General features: G+C 69.2%; 23 protein-coding genes. 10 read left to right on the top strand and 13 right to left on the bottom strand.

Features of this window, described 5'->3' with window-relative positions; translation table 11 throughout:
* Window positions 1–71 precede the first annotated feature (71 nt).
* Together panB and ABZW18_RS02025 are read left to right on the top strand one after the other, a co-directional pair.
* Window positions 72–956, top strand: coding sequence for a 3-methyl-2-oxobutanoate hydroxymethyltransferase (gene panB, locus ABZW18_RS02030; RefSeq protein WP_356180704.1), 885 nt, complete (start codon window positions 72–74; stop codon window positions 954–956).
* Window positions 957–1,221: 265 nt separating this feature from the next.
* A complete protein-coding gene (locus tag ABZW18_RS02025) occupies window positions 1,222–2,019 on the top strand; it encodes a site-2 protease family protein (protein ID WP_356180702.1) in 798 nt (265 codons plus the stop codon).
* Here ABZW18_RS02025 and ABZW18_RS02020 read toward each other — a convergent pair.
* From ABZW18_RS02020 to ABZW18_RS01990, 7 genes are all read right to left on the bottom strand, one after another.
* Window positions 2,009–2,194 (bottom strand): hypothetical protein, encoded by a 186-nt coding sequence (locus ABZW18_RS02020; protein ID WP_356180699.1) that lies wholly within the window; start codon window positions 2,192–2,194, stop codon window positions 2,009–2,011. The two genes, ABZW18_RS02025 and ABZW18_RS02020, sit on opposite strands and share 11 nt — an antisense overlap.
* 88 nt (window positions 2,195–2,282) lie before the next feature.
* Window positions 2,283–3,011: an NADPH-dependent F420 reductase gene (gene npdG, locus ABZW18_RS02015; RefSeq protein WP_356180697.1), complete on the bottom strand. Its 729-nt coding sequence runs from the start codon at window positions 3,009–3,011 to the stop codon at window positions 2,283–2,285.
* Window positions 3,012–3,038: 27 nt separating this feature from the next.
* The gene (locus ABZW18_RS02010) at window positions 3,039–3,971 is read right to left on the bottom strand and encodes a carbohydrate ABC transporter permease (RefSeq protein ID WP_356180694.1); all 933 of its coding nucleotides are present in this window, start codon (window positions 3,969–3,971) and stop codon (window positions 3,039–3,041) included.
* The gene (locus tag ABZW18_RS02005) at window positions 3,968–4,882 is read right to left on the bottom strand and encodes a sugar ABC transporter permease (RefSeq protein ID WP_356180692.1); all 915 of its coding nucleotides are present in this window, start codon (window positions 4,880–4,882) and stop codon (window positions 3,968–3,970) included. Before ABZW18_RS02005 ends, ABZW18_RS02010 begins: the two co-directional genes overlap by 4 nt.
* The gene (locus tag ABZW18_RS02000) at window positions 4,879–6,207 is read right to left on the bottom strand and encodes an extracellular solute-binding protein (protein ID WP_356180689.1); all 1,329 of its coding nucleotides are present in this window, start codon (window positions 6,205–6,207) and stop codon (window positions 4,879–4,881) included. The genes ABZW18_RS02005 and ABZW18_RS02000 overlap by 4 nt, the downstream gene beginning before the upstream one ends.
* Window positions 6,204–7,307: a sialidase family protein gene (locus tag ABZW18_RS01995; protein ID WP_356180686.1), complete on the bottom strand. Its 1,104-nt coding sequence runs from the start codon at window positions 7,305–7,307 to the stop codon at window positions 6,204–6,206. Before ABZW18_RS01995 ends, ABZW18_RS02000 begins: the two co-directional genes overlap by 4 nt.
* A 197-nt stretch (window positions 7,308–7,504) precedes the next feature.
* On the bottom strand, window positions 7,505–8,509 hold the full coding sequence (locus tag ABZW18_RS01990; RefSeq protein WP_356180684.1) for a helix-turn-helix domain-containing protein: 1,005 nt from the start codon (window positions 8,507–8,509) through the stop codon (window positions 7,505–7,507).
* 105 nt (window positions 8,510–8,614) lie between these two features.
* Between ABZW18_RS01990 and ABZW18_RS01985 the strand changes: the two genes are divergently transcribed.
* The 3 genes from ABZW18_RS01985 (at window position 8,615) to ABZW18_RS01975 (ending at window position 11,797) form a co-directional block, all read left to right on the top strand.
* Window positions 8,615–9,469 carry a phytanoyl-CoA dioxygenase family protein gene (locus tag ABZW18_RS01985; RefSeq protein ID WP_356180681.1) on the top strand — a complete coding sequence of 285 codons (855 nt, stop codon included), beginning with the start codon at window positions 8,615–8,617 and terminating at the stop codon, window positions 9,467–9,469.
* 122 nt (window positions 9,470–9,591) lie between these two features.
* On the top strand, window positions 9,592–10,269 hold the full coding sequence (locus tag ABZW18_RS01980; RefSeq protein ID WP_356180678.1) for a hypothetical protein: 678 nt from the start codon (window positions 9,592–9,594) through the stop codon (window positions 10,267–10,269).
* 310 nt (window positions 10,270–10,579) lie between these two features.
* Window positions 10,580–11,797: an MFS transporter gene (locus ABZW18_RS01975; RefSeq protein ID WP_356181070.1), complete on the top strand. Its 1,218-nt coding sequence runs from the start codon at window positions 10,580–10,582 to the stop codon at window positions 11,795–11,797.
* A gap of 33 nt (window positions 11,798–11,830) precedes the next feature.
* On the opposite strand, the gene ABZW18_RS01970 is transcribed toward ABZW18_RS01975, so the two are convergent.
* On the bottom strand, window positions 11,831–12,073 hold the full coding sequence (locus tag ABZW18_RS01970; RefSeq protein ID WP_356180676.1) for a hypothetical protein: 243 nt from the start codon (window positions 12,071–12,073) through the stop codon (window positions 11,831–11,833).
* Window positions 12,074–12,132: 59 nt separating this feature from the next.
* Here ABZW18_RS01970 and map point away from each other — a divergent pair, with 59 nt between their 5' ends.
* Together map and ABZW18_RS01960 are read left to right on the top strand one after the other, a co-directional pair.
* Entirely contained in the window at window positions 12,133–12,990 is an 858-nt protein-coding gene (gene map, locus ABZW18_RS01965; protein ID WP_356180673.1) for a type I methionyl aminopeptidase, read from the top strand.
* Window positions 12,991–13,134: 144 nt separating this feature from the next.
* A complete protein-coding gene (locus ABZW18_RS01960) occupies window positions 13,135–13,821 on the top strand; it encodes a biliverdin-producing heme oxygenase (protein WP_356180671.1) in 687 nt (228 codons plus the stop codon).
* Window positions 13,822–14,029: 208 nt separating this feature from the next.
* Here ABZW18_RS01960 and ABZW18_RS01955 read toward each other — a convergent pair whose 3' ends face one another.
* Complete coding sequence (locus ABZW18_RS01955; protein WP_356180669.1) at window positions 14,030–14,554, bottom strand: hypothetical protein; 525 nt, start codon at window positions 14,552–14,554, stop codon at window positions 14,030–14,032.
* Between the two features lie 753 nt (window positions 14,555–15,307).
* On the opposite strand from ABZW18_RS01955, the gene ABZW18_RS01950 reads away from it, so the two are divergent.
* Together ABZW18_RS01950 and ABZW18_RS01945 are read left to right on the top strand one after the other, a co-directional pair.
* Window positions 15,308–16,141, top strand: coding sequence for an alpha/beta fold hydrolase (locus ABZW18_RS01950; protein ID WP_356180667.1), 834 nt, complete (start codon window positions 15,308–15,310; stop codon window positions 16,139–16,141).
* Window positions 16,142–17,113: 972 nt separating this feature from the next.
* Window positions 17,114–18,355 carry an IS701 family transposase gene (locus ABZW18_RS01945; RefSeq protein ID WP_356181068.1) on the top strand — a complete coding sequence of 414 codons (1,242 nt, stop codon included), beginning with the start codon at window positions 17,114–17,116 and terminating at the stop codon, window positions 18,353–18,355.
* Between the two features lie 209 nt (window positions 18,356–18,564).
* Here the strand turns inward: ABZW18_RS01945 and ABZW18_RS01940 are convergent, their stop codons facing one another.
* The 4 genes from ABZW18_RS01940 to ABZW18_RS01925 form a co-directional block, all read right to left on the bottom strand.
* Window positions 18,565–19,041, bottom strand: a complete 477-nt coding sequence (locus ABZW18_RS01940) for an NUDIX domain-containing protein (RefSeq protein WP_356180664.1) — start codon at window positions 19,039–19,041, stop codon at window positions 18,565–18,567.
* 177 nt (window positions 19,042–19,218) lie between these two features.
* A complete protein-coding gene (locus tag ABZW18_RS01935; protein ID WP_356180662.1) occupies window positions 19,219–19,767 on the bottom strand; it encodes a GNAT family N-acetyltransferase in 549 nt (182 codons plus the stop codon).
* On the bottom strand, window positions 19,764–20,117 hold the full coding sequence (locus ABZW18_RS01930) for a hypothetical protein (RefSeq protein ID WP_356180659.1): 354 nt from the start codon (window positions 20,115–20,117) through the stop codon (window positions 19,764–19,766). The genes ABZW18_RS01935 and ABZW18_RS01930 overlap by 4 nt, the downstream gene beginning before the upstream one ends.
* The gene (locus ABZW18_RS01925) at window positions 20,075–20,653 is read right to left on the bottom strand and encodes a hypothetical protein (RefSeq protein ID WP_356180656.1); all 579 of its coding nucleotides are present in this window, start codon (window positions 20,651–20,653) and stop codon (window positions 20,075–20,077) included. Before ABZW18_RS01925 ends, ABZW18_RS01930 begins: the two co-directional genes overlap by 43 nt.
* A 649-nt stretch (window positions 20,654–21,302) precedes the next feature.
* Here ABZW18_RS01925 and ABZW18_RS01920 point away from each other — a divergent pair.
* Window positions 21,303–21,824 carry an ATP-binding protein gene (locus ABZW18_RS01920; protein WP_356180654.1) on the top strand — a complete coding sequence of 174 codons (522 nt, stop codon included), beginning with the start codon at window positions 21,303–21,305 and terminating at the stop codon, window positions 21,822–21,824.
* Window positions 21,825–21,886: the final 62 nt, after the last annotated feature.

Below are 21,886 nucleotides of genomic sequence, written 5' to 3'. Positions count from 1 at the left end.
GGCAGGTGCCACCATGGAGCTGGTCCGGGGACGCCGTCAGGGCGCCTCGAGATGACGAAGGAGCCGCTGCCATGACGCACGTTTCCCCTGCGCAGAACCCGTCCGCCGACGGAAGCAAGGCCGACAGCAGCAAGGCGCTGTACGGCGGTACGGGAACCCGGCGCATCACCGTCCGCGACATCGCCGCCGCCAAGCACCGCGCCGAGAAGTGGCCGATGCTCACCGCCTACGACGCGATGACCGCCTCCGTCTTCGACGAGGCCGGTATCCCGGTCATGCTGGTCGGCGACTCGATGGGCAACTGTCACCTCGGCTACGAGTCCACGGTGCCCGTGACGATGGACGAGATCACCATGCTCTCCGCCGCGGTCGTCCGCGGCACCCGGCGCGCGCTGATCGTCGGCGACCTGCCCTTCGGCTCGTACCAGGAGGGTGCGGTGCAGGCGCTGCGCAATGCCACCCGGCTGGTCAAGGATGCGGGCGTCGGCGCGGTGAAGCTGGAGGGCGGCGAGCGGTCGGCGCACCAGATCGAACTGCTCGTCCAGTCCGGCATCCCGGTCATGGCCCATGTCGGCCTCACCCCGCAGTCCGTCAACGCCTACGGCGGGTACCCGGTCCAGGGCCGCGGCGAGGAGGCCGCGCAGCAACTGCTCCGCGACGCCAAGGCGGTGCAGGACGCGGGCGCTTTCGCGGTCGTCCTGGAACTCGTACCGGCCGAGCTGGCCGCCGAGGTCACGCGCTCGCTGCACATCCCGACGGTCGGCATCGGCGCGGGGCCGGAGTGCGACGCCCAGGTGCTGGTGTGGACGGACATGGCGGGCATGACGAGCGGCCGCGTGCCGCGCTTCGTCAAGCAGTACGCGCAGCTGCGCGAGGTGCTGGGCGGCGCGGCGAAGGCGTTCGCGGAGGACGTCGTCGGCGGGGCGTACCCGGTCGAGGAGCACAGCTTCCACTAGCCACTTCCCCAGCCGGCGGCCCGCCGATATCCCCCTGTCGGCGGGCCGCCGGCGCCTTGCCGGGGCCCCGCGCACACACGGCGAGCGGCACGCGCACACAGCGGGATCAGCGGGATCCGGCACCTGCCCATGACGAAACGCCCCGGGCCGGCGCCCGGGGCGTACCCCTGCGCCGGAACTCACACCGATCCGCGAGACGTTCTCCGCGTGCCACCTGTACGGTCGGGACGCCCGACCCCGTCCCGCCCCCAGGAGCCCACCACCCATGACCACCGCCATCACCCGTCGAGAGCGGCGGGTCAGCCCCGTCTTCCTGGGGCTCGTCGCGATCATGGGCGTCTCCGCCTGGGCGGTGTGGGCCGGTCTCTCCGCGAGCACCGGCTTCGCGGTCTTCCTCTTCGTCACATCCGGCTGGATCGTCTCGCTCTGCCTGCATGAGTACGCGCACGCGCGCACCGCCCTGCACAGCGGCGACATCTCGATCGGCGCGAAGGGGTATCTCACCCTCAATCCGCTCAAATACACCCATGCGCTGCTGAGCATCGTGCTGCCCGTCCTCTTCGTGATCATGGGAGGCATCGGGCTGCCCGGCGGCGCCGTGTTCATCGAGCGGGGGCGGATCCGGGGACGCTGGAAGCACAGTCTGATCTCCGCCGCGGGCCCGCTGACGAATGTGCTGTTCGCGATCGTCTGCACCGCGCCGTTCTGGCTGCACGCGCTGGACGGCGTACCGGCCGCGTTCCGCTACGCGCTCGCCTTCCTGGCGCTGCTCCAGGTGACGGCGGCGATCCTGAACTCCCTGCCGGTGCCGGGCCTGGACGGCTACGGGATGATCGAGCCGTGGCTGTCGCGCGGTGTGCGGCGCCAGGTGGAGCCTTTCGCTCCGTTCGGGCTGATCGCGGTCTTCGGCCTGCTGTGGGTCCCCGAGGTCAACCAGGTGTTCTTCGACGCGGTGGACGCGATTCTGCGCGGCCTGGGCGTCACCGACTGGGACACGTACTGGGGTCAGCAGTTCTACCGCTTCTGGCAGGGCGAGCCCCAGGTGCCGCCGCTCAGCCCGTGACGGCCTGATTCCGCTCGGCCCTGGCCTTGCGGATGGAGAGCCACGCCAGGTTCGACGAGACGCCCGACATCATGATCCAGACGATGCCGAGCAGACTGCCCTGCACGAAGGACACGACCGCGGCGGCCAGGGCGAGTGCGCACACCACGAGGGCGAAGACGGCGAGGCGGGGCATGGGTCGGCTTTCTGTCCGGCGGCAGGGAGTACGGCAGACGGGATACGCCGTACGGTCCGGGCCATTGTCCCCCACGCCCCGCCACCGCTCACACGTCGGTGACGCGCAGGCCCGCGTGCGCCTTGTAGCGGCGGTTCACCGAGATCAGGTTGGCCACCAGGGACTCCACCTGGTGGGCGTTGCGCAAGCGGCCCGCGAAGACACCGCGCATCCCGGGGATACGCCCCGCCAGGGCCTGCACGAGGTCGGTGTCCGCCCGGACCTCGCCGAGCACCATCACATCGGTATCGATCTCGTCGATCTCCGGATCCTGCAACAGCACCGCGGACAGATGGTGGAAGGCGGCGGTGACCCGTGAATCCGGCAGCAGCGCCGCCGCCTGCTCGGCCGCGCTGCCCTCCTCCGGCTTGAGGGCGTAGGCGCCCTTCTTGTCGAAGCCGAGCGGGTTCACACAGTCGATGACCAACTTGCCCGCGAGCTCCTCGCGCAGCGACTCCAAGGTCTTGGCGTGCCCGTCCCACGGCACGGCGACGATCACGACGTCGCTGCGGCGAGCGCACTCCGAGTTGTCGGCACCCTCGATGTTCAGGCCCAGCTCCTGGGCGGCGGTCTGTGCCCGCTCGGCGGCCCGCGAACCGATGATCACCGGCTGGCCGGCCTTGGCCAGCCGGTAGGCGAGCCCGCGCCCCTGGTCACCGGTACCGCCGAGCACTCCGACCACCAGCCCGGACACGTCCGGGAGCTCCCATGGGTCCTTGGCCGGAGCCTTCTGCCCTGTTCCACCGGGCCCGGCAACATGTGCAGCGTCATTCGTCATACCGCGATCCTGCCAGGCCCTGCCGGGTCACTTCACGCTGCCCTCGGTCAGGCCCGTACGCCAGTACCGCTGGAGCACCCCCATCAGGATCATCAGAGGCAGCACCGAGAGGAAGGCGCCACCCACCGTGTACTGGTACAGCTCGGGCTGCCGGTCCGCGTAGCCCTGCCAGCCGGTCAGACCGAGCTGGATCGGATAGAGGTCGGAATCCGAGAGCATCACCAGCGGCAGGAAGAAGTTGTTCCAGATGTGCACGAACTGGAACAGGAACACGGTGACGAGCGCGGGCGTCATCAGCCGCAGCGCGATGGTGGAGAAGATCCGCGCCTCGCCCGCGCCGTCGATCCGGGCCGCCTCCAGCAGCGAGTCCGGGACGGCCGCCGCCGCGTAGATCCGGCAGAGGTAGACACCGAAGGGACTGACCGTGCTCGGGAGCAGCACCGCCCAGTAGGTGTTGGCCAGACCCATCTCGCTGAAGAGGAGATAGAGGGGGAGTGCGAGGGCGGTGCCGGGGATCAGCACTCCGGCGAGGACGATGTTGAAGATCCCCTCCCGGCCGGGGAAGGCGAACTTCGCCAGGGCGTAGCCGGCGGCGGCGGAGAGCAGGGTGGCGGCGACGGCGCCGACGCCCGCGTAGAGCAGGCTGTTGCCGAACCAGCGGACATAGATGCCGTGGTCGTACGTCAGCACATCGCCGAGGTACTCGAAGGGGTGCGGGTCGGCGAACCAGAGGCCGAAGGTGCCGAAGAGATCCCCGGTGCTCTTGGTCGAGGAGACGACCAGCCAGTAGACGGGGACCAGGAAGTACACGGCCGCGACGGCGAGCAGCGAGGCGGTGATGATGCGGTACCGCAGCGCCGGCCCGGCCGGTCCGCGGGCCCTGCCCTTCCCGGTGGCTCCGGAGGCCTTGACCGGCCCGGTGGGCTCGGGCGCCTGCTCCTCCTCGGACACCAGCGTCATGCGCCGTCCCTCCCGCCTCGCCCGACGAGGCGCAGGAAGCTGAAGGACAGTACGCACGCGACGAGCGCGAGCAGTACCGCTTCCGCCGCCGCCGCGTGCTGGTTGTTGCTGGTGAACGCCTCGTTGTAGGCGTGCAGGTTGGGGGTGTAGCCGGAGTCGATGGTGTTGGTGAGCGGGCGCAGCACCATCGGCTCGGCGAACAGCTGGAGCGTGCCGATGATGCTGAAGACGGTGGTGAGGACGAGCGCGGGCCGGATCAGCGGCAGCTTGATGTGCCGGGCGACCTGCCAGGCGCTCGCGCCGTCGATCCGCGCCGCTTCGTACAGCTCGCCGGGCACGGCCTTCAACTGCGCGATGAGCACGAGCATGTTGTAGCCGGTGAACTGCCAGGTGACGATGTTGGCGATGGACCACAGGACGGTGTCGCCCGCCAGGAAGTCCACATCCCAGCCCACCCCTTGGGCCATCTCGACGAACGGGCTGATCCCCGGCACGTAGAGAAATCCCCAGAGGATCGAGGCGATGACGCCCGGCACGCCGTACGGCAGGAAGAACGCGGTGCGGAAGAAGCCGACCCAGCGTGCGGATGCGGCTTCGAGCAGCAGCGCGAGCGCCGTGGCGAGCACGATCATCAGCGGGATCTGTACGGCCCCGAAGAGCAGCACGCGGCCGAATCCGGCCAGGAAGCTGTCGTTCTGGAGGGCCTGGGTGTAGTTGTCGAGCCCGGCGAAGACCTCCTCCGGGCTGCCGCCGAGGCCGAGCGGCCCGGACCGCTCGACCTTCAGCAGGCTCTGGTGGACGGCGTATCCGATGGGCGCAATGAAGCTGAGCAGGAACAGGACGATGAAGGGCAGCAGGAAGCCGCCGGCCGCGCGGGCGTTGCGTGCCTCGGTACGGGTGAGGCGCCTCACCCGCTCTCCACCTTCAGGCCTTTGGCCTTGAGGTCGGCGACGGTCTGCTTCTGCACGGTGGTGAGCACGGACCGGAAGGAACTGCCCTCGCCGAGCGCCTTGGTGAAGGCGTCGCCGAACCGCTGGTAGAGGGTGTCCGTGGCCGGGCCCCACTTCCAGCTGGTGTCCACCGCCCGGCCGGCCTCCTCGAAGACTTCGCTGTACCGCTGTCCTCCGAAGAAGTCCCGCTGGCCCTCCATATCAGCCTTCGTCCAGCCCTGCTTGGCGCTGGGCCAGCCGTAGCCGCCGTCGATGAGGAGCTTTATCGACTGGGGATCGGTGTTGAGCCAGACCGCGAAGTCCACCGCGTCCTGGGGGTACTTGGTCTTGCGGAAGACGGCGGTGGTGGAGCCGCCCCAGTTGGCGGAGGCGTTGCCGCCCTTCTTCCACTGCGGCAGCGGGGCGACCCGCCACTGCCCGGTCGTCTTCGGCGCGTTGCCCACCAGCAGCGCGTCGCCCCAACTGGCGCCGACCCAGGCGGCCATGTCACCGGTCTGGATATCCTTGTACCAGGCGTTCTGCCGGTCCGGGATGGTCTTGATCAGCTTCTGCCTGACCAGGGCCTCCCAGTAGTCGGCGACGCGCCGGGTCGGTTCGTCGTCGATCCGCACGGTCCAGGTGTCGTCGGCGGAGCCGAACCAGCGCGCCCCGGCCTGCCAGGCGAAGCCCGCGAAGCGGTTGCCGTTGGTCGGCGCGAACGTCTCGATCCAGGCGCCCTTCTTACGGACCGCCTTGGCCGCCGCCTCGTAGTCGTCCCAGGTCACGGGGGGCTCGATGCCCCACTTCTCGAAGAGGTCCTGGCGGACGAACAGGCCCATCGGCCCGGACGCCTGCGGGATCGCGAAGACGGCGTCACCGAAGACGCTCTGTTCCCACTGCCATCCCTCGAACTTGCCCTTGACCTTGGCGGCGCCGTAGTTCGTGAGGTCGAGAAGGCCGTTGTCGAGCAGGAAGCTGGGCACCACGGGGTACTCGATCTGGCCGAGGTCCGGCGGGTTGCCCGCCTTGATGGCGGCGTGCATCTTGGCGTACTGCGCGCCGTTGACCGCGGACACCTTCTCCAGCTTGATCTGCACCTCGGGGTTCTTGCTGTTCCACAGGTCGACCGGCTTGTCGATGCCCGGCACCCAGGACCAGAAGGTGAGCGTGACCTTCTCGCCCTTCTTGCGCGCGGCGGGCTTCTTCTCGCCGTCGTCGGAGTCACCGCAACCGGCGAGCACCAGACCGGCGGCCACAGCAGCGGCTCCGCCGAGGACCGCACGGCGGTCCGGGCCATATGAGCTCATGACAGCTCCTCCACGAGAATCCGACGGAAGGTGATGGTGGTGTACGCGCTGAAGTCACCGGTCTCGTAGAGCACTCCGACGCACTCGTCGTCGACGCGTACGAGGTCGGAGTAGGCGGCGGGGAGACCGTCGACGGTGTGCACGGGCGACCAGGTGACACCGCGGTCGCGGCTGGCCCGTACGGTCATCAGGGCGCGGAAGCCCGGGTCGGCGGGCCCGGAGTAGAGCAGTACATCGGGGTCGCCGAGGTGGAACACGCTGCCCTGGACGACCGGCCCGGTGAGCCCGGCCTGGGGGCGGAAGGGCTTCTCCAGGGTGGCGCCGCCGTCGCCCGAGTACGCGTCGGCGCGGGTGCCGGGGGCCGGTGAGTCGTTGCGGCAGTTGAAGTAGATCCGGCCGTCGGGGAGTTCGGCGGCGGTGGTCTCGTTGGCGTTGATGTAGCCGTTGGGATTGCTGTCGGTGTAGCCGATCCGCCAGGTCTCGCCACCGTCGTCGCTGAGCAGGGCGTGGCTGCCGTCGTACTTCCCCTCGGCGCCGGTGTCGGAGCCGGCCGGGGCGGAGGAGTGGTTGGCGGGGACGACCGTCCGTCCGGCGTGCGGACCGTGCCGTAACTGGATGCCGTGACCGGGTGTGGTGGCGTACCAGCGCCAGCCGGGCTTCTTCACCGTCTTGGTGATCTCGCGGGCGGCGCTCCAGCTCTCGCCGTCGTCGTCACTGTGCTGGAGCCACACCCGGCGGCCGTCGGCGGCCGGGACCTCTCCGCGGCGGATCTTCTGTTCTGTCGCGTCGGCCGCGTTGCGTACGTGCAGCAGCACGATCCGGCCGCTGTCCAGGATCACGGGGGCGGGGTTCCCCGCCGTGCCGTCGCCGTTCTCGGCCACCACCTGGAGCGGGCCCCAGGTGCGTCCGCCGTCGGTGGACCGTTTGAGGACGACATCGATGTCACCGAAATCGTCCTGCGATCCGACGCGGCCCTCGGCGAAGGCGAGAACCGTCCCGTCACCCGCCCGGACCACGGCGGGGATCCGGAAGGAGGCGTACCCGCCGGCTCCGGCCCGGAACGGCACGGACAGCTCGTGCGCAGCCACTCCGACTGCCATCCGCCCTCCCGATGCTCCATTGCATACGAGTCCAACGACCGGACGTAGGACGTCCCTTGTCCTGCGGTGACCATAGGGAGCACCCAGTGGGCCGTCAAGGCACGGGACATAGTGCGTTATCCGGAAGTCCGGAGCGGCGCTCCGCAGCCGAACGTCGGGTGAATAACAGCTGACGGATTCCCCGGTCGCCGGTATGGCTATCGGTTGAACTCGCTCCGGGGCCGGGGCTGAGGCCGGGGCGGCTCTCCGGCGGCCGGGCTCCGGCGCAGGCGTGTGCGGTACGCACCGGGCGGTGCGCCGAAGCGGTCCCGGAAGACCCGGCTGAAGTGGAACGGGCTCGCGAACCCCGATGCGGCGGCCACCCGGTCGACGGGCAGGTCCGTCACCTCCAGGAGCCGGGCCGCGTGCCGCAGCCGCGCGTCGCGCACCGCCTGCATCGGCGTACGGCCGAACTGCTCGGAGAACAGGTGCGCCAGCCTCGACGGGGACAGCGCCACATGGGCGGCGAGCGACCCCACCGTGTGGGCGGCAGCGGGATCCGCCGCGATCAGCGCCTCCAATCGGCGCACCCTCGGGTCCACTCCACCTTTCACCTCGTCACGGGCCACTCCGGCGGCCACGGTGGCCAGCAACAGCACCTCCTCGACCCCGCCGAGCGCCAGTTCGCGCGCGGCCGCTCCCTGGGCCGCCACGGCCCGGAAGCGCGGCGGGCCCGCCGACGGCGCCGCGGGCAGCGGGTCCGGCGGCGCGCCGTCACCGGACCAGCGGGCGTCGGCGTGCAACCGGCGCAGGGCAGTGTCGATGCGCGGATGGACGTCCGCCGGTACGGGTGAGACGGCGTGCAGCCGGCCGCCGGCCTCGTACGGCCTGAGCCATCCGTGCCACGAGGGCCGGGCCTGGCAGTGCACCCACCAGAACGCCCAGCGGCGGGCGCCGGGCGCGACCGCGTAGTCATGGGGCACGTCCGGACCGAGGACGACCATGTCGCCCGCGCGGGCATCGGTCCGGGCGCCGCCCTGCCGGAAGCGCCCGCGGCCCGCCACGGTCCAGGTGAACAGCCAGCTCGCCGCTCCCCGCGGCCGGTGCACGGCGTACCCGGGCCGTTCGTCGTAGCAGCCGACGGTGAAGACCTCGGCGGGCGGGGACGGCGTACCCGGGGCGGCCGCAGCAGAATCCGGCAAGTCCTCAGCGTTCACGGGCATCCCCCCGGAACCCGGGCCCGGCCTAGCGTCGGAGCAGGACGGGCCAGAGCAGCCGGCGTCAGGAGCATGATTCCGGCGCCACGGCCGGCCGGAAGGGGCTCCGCAATGGCCATCACGCGCAGCAGCGTATCCGCCGTCGGCCCGGAGGACGGCCGCCGCCGGTTCGAGGAGGACAGGCGCCGGTTCGAGGAGGACGGCTTCCTGGTCGTCCGCGGGCTGTTCCGCCCGGAGGAGATGGCGGAGTTGTGCGCGGAGTTCATGGCGCTGCACACCGCGGGGCGGATCCCCGGGCACTTCGAGCCGGTGGTGCGGAAGCCCGGCGAGCCGTACGACCCGCTGCGCGCGTATCCCCGGGTGATGCATCCGCACGAGGTGAACGAGCGGGCCCGTGCTCATCTGCTCGACCCGCGGCTGAGGGCGCTGCTGGAGGTGCTGTTCGGGGAGGAGGTGCTCGCCGCGCAGAGCATGTTCTATTTCAAGCCGCCGGGTGCCCGCGGCCAGGCCCTGCACCAGGACAACTTCTATCTGCGGGTCGAACCGGGCACCTGCGTCGCGGCCTGGGTGGCGCTGGACGAGATCGACCGGGACAACGGCGGACTCCAGGTCGTGCCGGGCACCCACCGCATGGACCTGTACTGCCCCGAGGAGGCCGACCCGGCGCTGTCCTTCGCCCGGGAGTACGTGCCACCGCCGCCCGGACTCGAGCCGGTGCCGGTCGACATGGCGCCGGGCGACGTGCTGTTCTTCAACGGCAGCCTGGTGCACGGCTCGGGACCCAACCGGACAGCGGACCGGTTCCGGCGCTCCTTCATCTGCCACTACGTGGGGCGTTCGGCGCAGCGCATCGGAAACTGGTACCGGACGATCTCGATGAGCGGTGAGCGCGTGCCGCTCGAGGAGAGCGACGGCGCGGGCCCTTGCGGCACCGAGTTCGAGAGCGCACTCCTCCCCCCTCACTGACACCGGCCTCACTGAGGCCGGCGGCCGCAACGCAACACCCGTTGCCCCGCACGGAACCCGTACGGGTGAAAAGGCTGCAACCATCTCCACCGCCGTGCACCTGTAGGGCAAGATGCGCGGCCATGGACGCCGTACGAGTCGCTCTGCTGCGCGAAGTGCTCGCCGGAACCGAGTGGTTGGAGGCCACCCGGCGATTCGCCGGGACGCTCCGGGCGTCCGTCGGACCGCACGGCGGCGGCCTGCTGCTGGTGGGAAGCGAGGAGTACGAGCCGTGGCATCTGGCGGCGCACCTCGACGACGAGGCCGCCTGGTCCGGACTGCCGGAGCTGTCCCCCACGCTCGTACGCCACCGGGTGCGGCCGGGCGAGCCCGCGCACCTGGCCGTGGGGCTGGGCCGGATCGAGTCGGCCCGGCGCGGTGAGACCCTGCTCGTGGTGGTCCCGGGCGCGCCGGGCGGAGGCCTGCTGGAGCGGGTGCACGACGCACGGCGGGCGGGTGCCACGGTGCTCGCGCTCGACGGCGGCGACCGGGATCTGCACGCGCTGGCGCACGACGCGCTGGCCGTTCCGGGAGGCCTGATACCGCCGGTCACGGCCCAGGACCCGGCGGCGGGGCCGCCCGACGGCGGACGCCCGGCCGGACCGCCGGGCTCCGAGATCGGTCTCGATACGGTGCAGCACCTGGTCAGCGCGGCCGCCGGCGAGAACCGGCTGCCGCCGCCCCGCGGTCGGCGCGGCTTCCGCGAACGGCTGACGGGGTTCGTCGAACAGCTGACCGTGCCGCCGCCCACCCGCTGGTGACACCCACTCACCCGTGACGCCTGCCTGGGACCGGCCGCCTGCCCCAAGCCCGGACCGCTTGCCCCAGGTCCGGCCCGCTTGCCGGTGGCCGCTGCTTTTCGGCGCATCCACCGGAGGCACCGGTGCCCGCCACACGAGTCCTCGGCTCCGGCCGATGCGCAGCGGATATTCGTTTGCCCGGCAGCTCCCTGGCGGCCGAACATGGCTCCTCGTGACCGGCTCCGAGCGTCCTCGAAGGGCCCGCACCCCGCGGCGGCGTGCGCTGTTGCCCGATCTCTCCCCCTGGCGCTCCTCCCGCGACTTCCGCCTCATGTGGTGCGCGGGCGTGGTGACGGCCTTCGGCAGCTTCCTGACCTTCGTCGCGATTCCGCTTCAGCTCAAGGAACTGACGGATTCCACGCTCGCCGTCGGCTCACTCGGCGCGGTCGAGCTGGTCCCGCTGATCGTCTTCGGGCTGTACGGCGGGGCGCTCGCCGACGCCATGGACCGGCGCAAACTGATCCTCGTCTCCGAGGCCGCGCTCGGCCTGCTGTCCCTGGCCCTGCTGTCCAACACCCTGCTGCCGCACCCCCTGGTGTGGCCGCTGTATGTGGTGGCGGCGCTGTCCAGCGCGCTGACCGGAGTGCAGCGCCCGGCCCTGGACGCGATCGTGCCGCGCATCGTTCGGCATGATCAGCTGCCCGCCGCGGCGGCGCTGAACGCACTGCGGTGGCAGGCCGGAGCCATCGCGGGCCCGTCACTCGCGGGCGTCCTCATCGTCTACGCCGGACTGGAGTGGGCGTACACCATCGACATCGCGACCTTCGCGTTCTCCGTCGCGCTGGCCGTACGCCTCGCACCGGCACCCGCCTCCCACGGCGCCGAGAAACCGTCGCTGCGCGGGATCGCGGAGGGCATGCGCTACGCGTGGCGCCGCAAGGAACTGCTCGGCACATACGCCGTCGACCTGACGGCCATGCTCTTCGCCTTCCCCCTCGCGGTCTTCCCGTTCCTCGCCGACGATCTGGGCGCGCCCTGGGCGCTGGGTCTGATGTACGCGGCCGTACCGCTCGGTGCGCTGGTCGTGAGCCTGACCAGCGGCTGGACCTCGCGGGTCCACCAGCACGGCCGGATGGTGGTGTGCGCGGCGGCGGCGTGGGGCGCGGCCGTGGCGGTCGCGGGACGGCAGGGCAACATCTGGCTGGTGCTGCTGTTCCTGGTCGTGGCGGGCGGCTGCGACCAGGTGAGCGGCATCTTCCGCTCCGCGATGTGGAACCAGACGATCCCCGACGAACTGCGCGGCCGTCTCGCCGGGATCGAGCTGCTCTCGTTCACCGGCGGCCCGCAGCTCGGCCAGCTGCGGGCGGGCGGTATGGCCTCGCTCACCGGGGTACGGGCATCGGTCTGGGCGGGCGGCCTCGCCTGTGTGACGGCCGTGGGACTGCTCGCTCTCGCCCTGCCGAAGCTGATGTCGTACGACGCCAGGACGGACGAGCACGCCGTACGGATGAGAGAGCGGCGGAAGCGGGAGCAGGCCGCCGCCGCGTAGACGAGCGGAACGCGCAGGACCGGGCGTCCGCTCCTACGCGCCGGCCCGGCCGCCGCCGGTGTCCTGCCCAGTGTTGTCGTGCCAGCGCGGGTCGTTCTCCCACTCCAGATTCCGCTCGGCGGCGATCTGCATGGCGTGCTCGGCCTCGGCACGGTTGGCGTACGGCCCCATGCGGTCGAGGGCGGGGCACTCCGGCCCCTCTTCGACCTTCTGGTGCTTGAGGCAGTAGTACCACTCACCGGGTTTGCCGGCCTTTTTCTTCCTGAACAGGGCCATCGCAGGGCTCCTCTCTCTGCCGCCATGCTGCCCGATGCAGTCTCGATACACTCGCTTGCATGTCCAGCCAGTCACTTCTCGCCCCGGGGACCCTGTCCCCCACCCGCTCCGTACCCGCCTCGATCCCGCGCCCCGAGTACGTCGGGAAGGATGCCCCGACCCCGTACTCCGGGCCCGAGGTGCAGGATGCCGAAACGATTGAGTGTATGCGCATCGCCGGTCGGATCGCCGCACAGGCGATGGCGGAGGCTGCCGAGCACATCAGGCCGGGGGTGACCACGGACGAGCTGGACCGGGTCGCCCACGATTTCATGTGCGACCACGGCGCGTACCCGTCGACGCTGGGCTACCGGCGCTACCCGAAGTCGCTGTGCTCCTCGGTCAACGAGGTCATCTGCCACGGCATCCCGGACTCGACGGTGCTGCGCGACGGCGACATCGTGAACCTCGACGTGACCGCGTTCATCCACGGGGTGCACGGCGACAACAACGCCACCTACCTGTGCGGGGACGTGGACGAGGAGTCGCGGCTGCTGGTCGAGCGGACGCGCGAGTCGCTGAACCGCGCGATCAAGGCGGTCAAGCCGGGCCGGCAGATCAACATCATCGGCCGGGTCATCGAGTCGTACGCGAAGCGGTTCGGCTACGGCGTGGTCCGGGACTTCACCGGGCACGGCATCAACTCTTCGTTCCACTCCGGACTGATCATCCCGCACTACGACAGCCCGCACGCGACCAACGTCATCCAGCCCGGAATGACCTTCACCATCGAGCCCATGCTGACGCTCGGCACCCACGACTACGACATGTGGGACGACGGCTGGACGGTCGTCACGAAGGACCGGAGGCGCACGGCGCAGTTCGAGCACACCCTGGTCGTGACCGATACGGGTGCGGAGATCCTCACGCTGCCGTAGGGTTTTACCGACGAGATGTCGGGAAGCATTGACTTAGGTAAACCTAAGTTGGAGGATCGCAGAGGTCGGCCGCGGCTGCGCGCCGCGGGCCGTTCGTCCCGCCGCTCCGCCTCTTCCCGTCTCATCGGTCCCCGGAGGCCCGCCTTGGACGCATCCAGCCCGACTCCGTTCTCCACGCTCATCCGCACCGCCTCGCACGAGCAGCACACGGAGGCGGAGAACTCGACGTTTATGAGCGACATGCTCGGCGGAAAGCTCGGCGTCGACGCGTACGCCCGCTACACCGAGCAGCTGTGGTTCGTGTACCGGGCTCTGGAGGGCGCGGCGGAGCGGCTGGCCGGCGACCCGGTGGCCGGGCCGTTCGTGCGCCGCGCCGAGCTGTTGCGGGTGGAGTCCCTCGAGCGCGATCTGACGCATCTGCACAACGGGGACCACTGGCGTACGGACCTGAAGCCGCTGCCCGCCACGGCGGCCTACGCGGCGCGGGTGACCGAGGTCGCCCGCGACTGGCCCGGGGGCTATGTCGCCCACCACTACACCCGTTATCTGGGCGATCTCTCGGGCGGCCAGATCATCCGCTCCACCGCAGAGAAGACCTGGGGCTTCGAGCGCAAGGGCGACGGCGTGCGCTTCTACGTCTTCGCGGACATCGGCAACCCGGCAGCCTTCAAGCGTGAGTACCGCGAACTGCTGGACGCGCTGCCGGTGGACGACGTGGAGAAGCAGCGGGTCGTGGAGGAATGCAAGCGTGCATTCGCCCTGAACACGGGTGTGTTCAGGGATCTGGGACGTCATTTCGGCTCGGCGAGCCGGGATTCGCTGAGCGCCTAGGAATCCGGGGCACGGCAACTCCCCCTGTCGTAACCGGATTTCCGCAACCGCCGGAGCTCCGCCCTTTGCCCGCCTTCGCCACCCTCTCCACCGGTAGAATTCAGAGGTCCCCGACTGTTTTCCGGACAGTCGGGGACACTCCTTTTCCGCCGCTCAGGATACTGCTGCCTTCGGCGGCTGCCGATGGCGGCTGAGCCCGTTCAGCTCGTCAGCAGCGCTTGGAGCCGGCCGCCTGGTTGGCGAGCGGGTCGCCCGCCTTCCGTACCGCGCCGACGGCGGCGGTGCACTCGGAGGCCGTGTCCGTACCGGTGGACCAGAACTCCTGCGCGGTGCTGTTCGTCCAGGAACGGCCGCCCAGCACCTCGTCCTGCGAGTAGCTGTAGACGGCGGTGCTCACGTCGTAGTCACCAGCGGTGTTCCGGAACGCGTCCCAGACCCACAGGTAGCCGTAGTTCTCCTGGCAGTTGGGCGAGTAGAACTGCTTGACCGAGGCGATGCGCTCGCCGGCCCGCACGACGTATCCGGTGCTGCCGATCTGGTAGGCGTCCGAACAGACCCCGGCGGCACGGGCCTCGGCACTCGCGGGGTTGCCCGCCGCCGAGGGTGCCGTGGAGTGCCGGGCGGTCCGCTCGGACGGCGCGGGCGCGGGACCGGTGCCCGCGTACGCGGCCCCGGCCGGGATGAGTGCGAGGGTGCAGGTGAGCGCCGCGAGAGCGGGTTTGGTGTATCGCATACGAAGGGTTCCTCCCCCTGGAGATGACCGATGATTCGGACCGTGCCGTCCCGGGCCCGCGGATTACGCAGCTGAAACCCGGGAGCCCACCGAAGAATCGATGACCGCATTGCTTCGGATATCAAGGCAGACCCGTGAGACACCCCGAAGGTTGCGGTTCCGTTTCTCGGTTCTTTTCGGCCGGGCACAATGAACGGAGTTTTTCAGGGGTCTGGACCAGAGAAATTACTTGAGAGATCTCTCCGAAAGGGCTCGTGGATCATCCCGATTGATTCGCTCGCCTGTCGGCCTAGTACTCCAGGCTGACTTCGTGATCTATCCAGTCACAGAACTCGCAGGTGGTGCCTACGCGGCAGCCGTAGTCCGACTTCGACCGGCCGCGCTGCGTGGAGCCAACGACCCGAACTGACAAGCCGGGACAACGCTGACAACGCTCTCGACCCCCCTTGAGCCGACTTCAGAGCCGCACGAGAACTATGTGCAGGCGCTGGCAGGCCTGCCCCCGGCTCGGACTGATCAGCCGGATGGGGGCGAAGGCAGGGGTTGCCCAAGGTCTGATACCGAGGGTTGACACTCCGGTACCACCCGCGCAAAATCGCTGACTGTTCGGCAATACCGATCGTCGTTCGGTTCGGTTCCAGAAGTCACCCGCAAGGCATGCCGCTCCCGGCAGGCCATCCACCGTCGCGACGGGGTCTCCACCAGTCCAGTCCCCGCCCTGCCGTCCCCCTCCCCCGTCCAAAGAGGAAGAGCATGTCGCCGCGTCTCCCCGCGATCCTTACCGCCGCCGCTCTCGCGGTCACCACTGCCGTCTTGTCCCCCGCCTCGCCGGCCACCGCCGACACCACCGATATCTCCCCGCCCGGTGCCAACGACTGGTCCTGCGAGCCCACCGCCGAGCACCCCGAGCCGGTCGTGCTGGTCCACGGGACGTTCGAGACCATGGCCAAGAACTGGCCGACGCTCAGCCCCAAGCTGAAAAGCGAGGGGTACTGCGTCTTCGCGCTGAACTATGGCGGTAACGCCATGGGACCCATTGCCCAGTCGGCGAAGGAACTCAAGTCGTTCGTCGGCGCGGTCATGGGGGCAACGGGCGCCAAGAAGGTCGACCTGGTCGGACACAGCCAGGGTGGAATGATGCCCCGTTACTACATCAAATACCTCGGCGGCGCGACCCAGGTCGACGACCTGGTGGGGATCGTTCCGTCCAATCACGGCACGGAGGGCGTGATCGCACCGCCGCCCGAGTTCGAAAGCAGCGAAAACAACGCCTGTCCGGCCTGCGACGAGCAACAGGCGGGGTCGGAGTTCCTGATCGACCTGAACGCGAAGGACGAGACCCCGGCCGGTCCGTACTACACCGTCGTCACCACCAAATACGACGAAATCGTCACGCCCTACACCAGCGCGTTCCTGGACGGCTCGGACCGGGAGGTCACCAACATCACTCTCCAGGACCGCTGCCCGCTCGACACGATCGAGCACGACCAGACGCCCAACGACCCGGTCGTCCACCAGTGGGTTCTCAACGCGCTCGAGCGCAAGGGCCCGGCCGACCCGGCCTTCGTGCCATCATGCGTCGGCTGACGACGCGGCCTACCCACGCCTGCTCCGTTCAGACGGCCTTGCCGTCACCAGGCGAGTTCCGCATGCCTCCACCCTGCCGGCGAACCCTGGACGGCGGTGGTCACGGGCATCGGCAGCGTGGCCGCAAGCGCATGCCCCGCACTGCGCAGCGAATGTCGTGACTGCGGCACCAGGGGCAGGCGAAGGGATACCCACCATCCGCCGTATCCGAGTCGTCTTTGCCAGTCATGCACCGCGCCCACTCTGCGAGGGGTCCACTTGACACTTATGTCTTAACGGCAGACCTCCGCACCCGGGATGGAGGACGGGCCATTTTCCGGTTTATTCATTTCAAGAATCCTGGCCTTTTCTAATTCGCGGCGGCCAGGATCAGCTCCGGCCACCGCACCGCCTCCAGGGCCCGACGGTGGGTGTCGGCACCGGCACCGTCGGATAGCCAAGCCGGTCCAGGCCCATCGCGGCCAGCACCGTGGCGTCGGCCTGATCGTAGCGGCCCGGCCCCCCCGCACTCCACGCCGTACCGCTCAACAGCCACGCTGCGCACCAGCCCTTTGGCCACCCTTGACCGCTGGTTGCGTGGATAGCCCTGGGCCGGGTTCGCGCGGCCGGTGGCGTAGATCGTGCGGTGATGGGGATTGGCCACGGCGTACGGGATGCGGTGGCGCCACAGGTCTTGTGTCACCACCACATTCCGGCCAGTTCGTGATGCCCGGCCTGCCCGCCCTGGGCGTAGGCCGCTCCCTCGACCACCACCAGGTCGCGCTCGTCGCAGCCACTACCGACGACGGTCCGCCGACAAACCCACTGGATAGATCACGAAGTCAGACTGGAGTACTAGTACTCCAGTTGCAGTTTGCTATTTCGGCTGGTCAGGGGCCTGTTTGTGAGTGTAGTGAGCTGACGTGGCGTCATGTGGCGGAAGTTCGTGACCGGCCGCACGGGATTGCTGTTGTTCTGATCGTGCAAGATGATGTGCGGCCCGATGTGTGGGCGGGTGAGCTGGAGGAGGTGCTGTTGCGGGTTGGTCACCGGTTCGGCCGGGCTGATCTGCGGCGGCGGATGCGGGACTATGTCCGGGCCCTGCTGGGACCTGTGGGGCGGAAGAACAGCTGGCAGCTCGCCGAGCATGCCGGTCACGGCACACCCCATGGGTTCCAGAACCTTCTCAACCGGGCCCGGTGGGATGCGGACGAGGTCCGTGACGACGTGCAGGCGTATGTCGCCGAGCGGCTCGGTGAGGAGGACGGTGTCCTGGTCATCGACGAGACGGGCTTTCTCAAGAAGGGCGATACCTCGGCCGGGGTGCAGCGGCAGTACTCGGGCACGGCCGGCCGTACGGAAAATTGCCAGGTCGCGGTGTTCGCCGCCTATGCCTCGTCCCGGGGCCGGACTTTGGTGGACCGGGAGTTGTATCTGCCGAAGTCCTGGACGTCCGACCGCCAGCGGTGCCGGGCGGCGAAGGTGCCCGACGAGCGTGGTTTCGCCACCAAGACCGAGCTGGCGCGGGCCCTGGTCACCCGGGCGCTGGCCTCGCCGCTGCCCGTGGCCTGGGTGACCGCGGACGCACTTTACGGCCAGGACTGGCACTTCCGCCGAATGATCGAGGCGGCCGGCCTCAGCTACGTCGTCGCTGTCCCGAAATCACAGCAAGTCAAGTCCCTGGCCGGGTGCTGGCGCATCGACCAGCTCATCGGCGACGCACCCGAGGAAGCCTGGGAGCGACTGTCCTGCGGGGAGGGCGCCAAGGGCCCGCGCGTCTATGACTGGGCAGCCGCTCAGCTTCCCGCCGTCCCGTTCTTCGATGGCGATAAACCAGCCCATCGCAGGTGGGTACTGGCCCGCCGCAGCATCTCCCGCCCCGACGAGACCGCCTACTACCTGGCCCACGCCCCCACCGGCACGACCGTGGGCAAACTGGTCGCCGTGGCCGGCAGCCGCTGGGCCATCGAAGCCTGCTTCCAGAGCGCGAAGAACGAGTGCGGCCTGGACGAGTACGAGGTCCGCCGGTATCCGGGCTGGTACCGGCACATCACCCTGGCCATGCTCGCCCACGCCTTCCTTGCCGCGATGACCGCCCAGGCCAAAAGGGAAAAGGGGGCTGGAGAAACGGATCCCCCCTTGCCCCGCTCAGCCTGGCAGAAATCCGCAGACTCCTGGCAGCTTGCCGACCCGGGCCAGAACATCACCACCGGTCTCGTACCGATCACGCGCTGAGATGGTCCCGCTGGCGCCGCCGACACCAGGCCACCGCCAGGCACTGTCACTACAAGCGACGCACCACCAGTCACGAACTTCCGCCACATGACGCCACGTCAGCTCACTACACTCACAAACAGGCCCCTGACCAGCCGAAATAGCAAACTGCAACTGGAGTACTAGTAGCCCCGTCTTCCGGGGCTACGGCCGAGCACGGTGCCCAGCGACTACTCGAATGACGCGGACCCCGGTGCGTCCTCGATGATCCTTCGGCCGTCGTGCGAGCGGATCGCCGGAGCACCTCCGACACAGGCGTCCAGGATGCGTACCGCGTGACCCTCGTTCATCCTGTCCGCCGCTTCCTCGGGCGACAACCACGCGACGGTCCGGGCTTCGTCCGACTTCTGGGCTGTCCCACCCACGGGCCGACAGCGGAAGACCAGGGCGACGATGCCACGGGAGAGATTCTTGTAGACGCCGGTGAGCCGTTCCACCTCGATCTCGACGCCAGTCTCCTCCAGGACCTCGCGGCAGACGCCCCGTTCCGGCGACTCATCGAGTTCCAGCACCCCGCCAGGCGGCTCCCATGTGCCGTTGTCAGCACGCTGGATGGCCAGAACCCGCCCATCCTCGCGGACCACGGCGGCCGCCACGGATACGGAGTGCAGTGGCGTTGACCGTTCACCATGAATCCTGTTACTCATGCGCAGGAGCCCTCCCACGATGTCAACGGCCTCTCGATTCTCCCCGTAGGCGGCCAGGGCAACTCCCCGCTGGCGGCCTCGCTCATGCCCTGACCAGCAACAACCCAAAGGTCAAAAGACTTTGAAATCGCCCTGGCCCTGGAGTGGGTTCGGGCAGTGGCCTCTTCCGTGAACGATTCAGCGCAAGCGGCGCATCATTGCGGCGAAGACCGGGGAGTCAGGGAACGGCTGCTGTTCGCCGATCTTCTCGTAGCCCCACCGCTCGTACACGGTTTGCACCTTGCCCTCGCCTGCCTTCGGATTCACCAGGAGGGTGACGCGCGGCTCGGTGCGACCGGCCAGCAACTCTTCGTGGATTCGGCGTGCGGCACCGGTGCCGCGCCAGGACTTGCGGACGACGATCTCATTGAGTGCGAGGGTCCGGCTGCCGGTTTCGTCGGTGTACCCCTCGGGCAGCGGGGTGGTCATCGCGGTCCACCAGCGGGTCCTGGGGCCGAGCGGAGTGCAGTACGCGAAACCGACCGGCTCGTCCTCGTCATAACCGATGATGGCCTCCCAGCCAGGGGCTGCGCTGTGGCCGGTGAGGCGCTCGCCGAACCGCTCGGCGCTGTAGAAGGGGCCGGTGAGGCTGAAGTCCCGGGCACGTACCTCAACGTGGATATCAATGATCGTCTGACGGACTTCCTCAACGTCGCATACATGTCTGAACTGGATGTCAGCGGTCACGCTGCGGTACTCCCCATCTGCCGGATGTGGTCAGCCCATTCCTTGGTCTCGGATGTGTCTGGGGCCCTGGTCTTCAGCCGTGCGTCGAATGCGTTCAACAGGCGTCCGGTGCGGCCGTGGCGTGCATCGGCCGGCACCGCCCGTCCCGTGGCGACCGCGTGACCCAAAGCGTCCTGCCCGAGCTGGGCGTGGGCGAGATGTACAAGTGCCAGGGCGCGATTGCGCTTCAGGTCGGGGCGGAGGAGGGCGAGGTTGCGGTGGGCGTGCGCTTCAGCCTCCGCCCACCGGCCGAGAGTGAAGTTCGCGATCAGCGCAAGGAGTTCCAGCTCCGCCTGGTCGTAGAAGCGCATCCATGGCGGGCGAGGTCCGGACTGGTCGGCTTTGCCGAGGGCATCCTGGGCGCGACCCAGGGACCGGAGGGCTGCGGTGCGGTCGCGGAGGTCAGCCTGGTGAACGGCGGTACGGGCGTGGGCGAGGGATGCGTAAAGAGGGTCGCGGCGTGTGACCGCCGGGACTTCGCTGCCTCGTCGGCGGCCAGTGCCTGCGTGTACTGGCCGAGCTGCCGGTAGAGGGCGCCCGCGTGGCCCCACACTCGGAATTGGACGGCCGGGTCGGCGGAGAGGCCAGCCAGGGTGACGGCCTGATTCAGGTGGTGTTGCGCGTCGTCCAGACGGCGGCCGTCGATCGCGGCCCACATCGCGGAGCTCGTGAAAGCGGCGGCAGCCGAGAAGATCTGGCCGCGTACTCGCTGAGAGGCGTAGCCGCGCTGCTGGAGGTCCATGGCTTCGTCGGCGTAAGCAAGGGCAGTGTCTTCGACTGCCTTCGTTCCGCCCTGTCTGTCGTCGGCCGCGACGACTTCGGCGAGCTTGGCGTAGAGGCGTCGCACGTCAGATGTACCGACACGATGCGGCGCGCCTGTCGAGGTGGCAGTTGTCGCCGCGAGGATCGTTCCGGTCGTGGCGGTGATAAAGGAGCGGCGGTGCACAGGTCCCTCCCGCGACTCTGGCGTGCGATCCGCTGTCCTCGGGTCCCTGAATCCGAGATCAGCGGCGGTGCATCCGAATACTGTCTCCAGCGCGAGGCGCTGCCGAGACTGCGGCCATACGGTTTTTCCGGTCAGCAGATTGCGGATGGTGCGGTCGGATACCGTCCCGCGCCGTCCGGTCAGCTCGAACAGAGCATCGTTCAGCCCCTCCGCTAACTCCTCCTGCTTCAGGCCACGTTCGTCCATGTGGGCTTTGAGCGCCTGGTTTGCTGCCACGTACTCACCGTAATGGCGCTAGTGCGTCCGGTAGTACAGGTCGAGTCAAGCGGCAGTCAAAATTTCCGGTCTTCTGCGCATGGATGACACGCGGTTTTTCCTCCTCTTTACCTGTGGCAGGCCGTTGACTTGGTGGCAGCCGCCCTGGGAACCGGGCCGACAACACCGGCTTCACAGAACAGGCCCCGGACGGCGCCAGATCGGCAACCGGTCCCCGCGCCCCCGTCGGGACCGGCTGCCTCCAATCCATCGCCCATACCAAGGAGTACTCCTCATGACCCGCCGCGCTCGAATTCTCGTACCCGGCGATCCCTCCGCCGTCGCGTTCGCACGGGATCGCGTCCTTGGGCATGTCCGTGCCTGGGGGGTGCCGCTGAATGAGGACGAGCGGGAGGCGGTGAAGCTTGTGGCCTCGGAGTTGGTCACGAACGCCGTGGTGCACGCGGCCGGACTCGTCACCGTGGGCCTTCACCTCAATGACGAACGGCTCCTCCTGGTGGTCCACGATGGCAACCGAGACGAGCCCAGACTCCAGGACGCCACGGCCGAAGACGAAGGCGGGCGCGGGCTGGCCCTGGTCGATTCCCTCGCCACATGCAACGGCTGGGACCGGACCCCGAACGGCAAAAAGGTATGGGCGAAATTCGAGGTTCCCGCGCCCGCACCGGCCGCACGCGGTGAGGTTCTGCGGCGCCGTCGCATGAAGGCCTCCGCGCCGCGCGCCTTCCTCGACGCACGACCGCCGCCGACTTCCTCGGCAGGCTCACCGGCTCCGCGGAGCCGAAAGGCCTCATGACTCCGCCCTAGTACAGACGTCGATTGTCGGCACGGGCGGGCCGGCGCAGGTCGCTTCCCCCC

It is taken from the genome of Streptomyces sp. NPDC004647, assembly GCF_040609575.1.
Lineage (GTDB): Bacteria > Actinomycetota > Actinomycetes > Streptomycetales > Streptomycetaceae > Streptomyces.
This window is presented reverse-complemented; position numbering and strand designations above follow the sequence as displayed.

Coding starts and splice junctions, on each gene's coding strand:
- panB (WP_356180704.1), top strand. CDS start 72: ATGACGCACGTTTCCCCTGCGCAGAACCCGTCCGCCGACGGAAGCAAG.
- ABZW18_RS02025 (WP_356180702.1), top strand. CDS start 1,222: ATGACCACCGCCATCACCCGTCGAGAGCGGCGGGTCAGCCCCGTCTTC.
- ABZW18_RS02020 (WP_356180699.1), bottom strand. CDS start 2,194: ATGCCCCGCCTCGCCGTCTTCGCCCTCGTGGTGTGCGCACTCGCCCTG.
- npdG (WP_356180697.1), bottom strand. CDS start 3,011: ATGACGAATGACGCTGCACATGTTGCCGGGCCCGGTGGAACAGGGCAG.
- ABZW18_RS02010 (WP_356180694.1), bottom strand. CDS start 3,971: ATGACGCTGGTGTCCGAGGAGGAGCAGGCGCCCGAGCCCACCGGGCCG.
- ABZW18_RS02000 (WP_356180689.1), bottom strand. CDS start 6,207: ATGAGCTCATATGGCCCGGACCGCCGTGCGGTCCTCGGCGGAGCCGCT.
- ABZW18_RS01995 (WP_356180686.1), bottom strand. CDS start 7,307: ATGGCAGTCGGAGTGGCTGCGCACGAGCTGTCCGTGCCGTTCCGGGCC.
- ABZW18_RS01990 (WP_356180684.1), bottom strand. CDS start 8,509: ATGCCCGTGAACGCTGAGGACTTGCCGGATTCTGCTGCGGCCGCCCCG.
- ABZW18_RS01985 (WP_356180681.1), top strand. CDS start 8,615: ATGGCCATCACGCGCAGCAGCGTATCCGCCGTCGGCCCGGAGGACGGC.
- ABZW18_RS01980 (WP_356180678.1), top strand. CDS start 9,592: ATGGACGCCGTACGAGTCGCTCTGCTGCGCGAAGTGCTCGCCGGAACC.
- ABZW18_RS01975 (WP_356181070.1), top strand. CDS start 10,580: ATGTGGTGCGCGGGCGTGGTGACGGCCTTCGGCAGCTTCCTGACCTTC.
- ABZW18_RS01970 (WP_356180676.1), bottom strand. CDS start 12,073: ATGGCCCTGTTCAGGAAGAAAAAGGCCGGCAAACCCGGTGAGTGGTAC.
- map (WP_356180673.1), top strand. CDS start 12,133: ATGTCCAGCCAGTCACTTCTCGCCCCGGGGACCCTGTCCCCCACCCGC.
- ABZW18_RS01955 (WP_356180669.1), bottom strand. CDS start 14,554: ATGCGATACACCAAACCCGCTCTCGCGGCGCTCACCTGCACCCTCGCA.
- ABZW18_RS01950 (WP_356180667.1), top strand. CDS start 15,308: ATGTCGCCGCGTCTCCCCGCGATCCTTACCGCCGCCGCTCTCGCGGTC.
- ABZW18_RS01940 (WP_356180664.1), bottom strand. CDS start 19,041: ATGAGTAACAGGATTCATGGTGAACGGTCAACGCCACTGCACTCCGTA.
- ABZW18_RS01930 (WP_356180659.1), bottom strand. CDS start 20,117: ATGCGCTTCTACGACCAGGCGGAGCTGGAACTCCTTGCGCTGATCGCG.
- ABZW18_RS01920 (WP_356180654.1), top strand. CDS start 21,303: ATGACCCGCCGCGCTCGAATTCTCGTACCCGGCGATCCCTCCGCCGTC.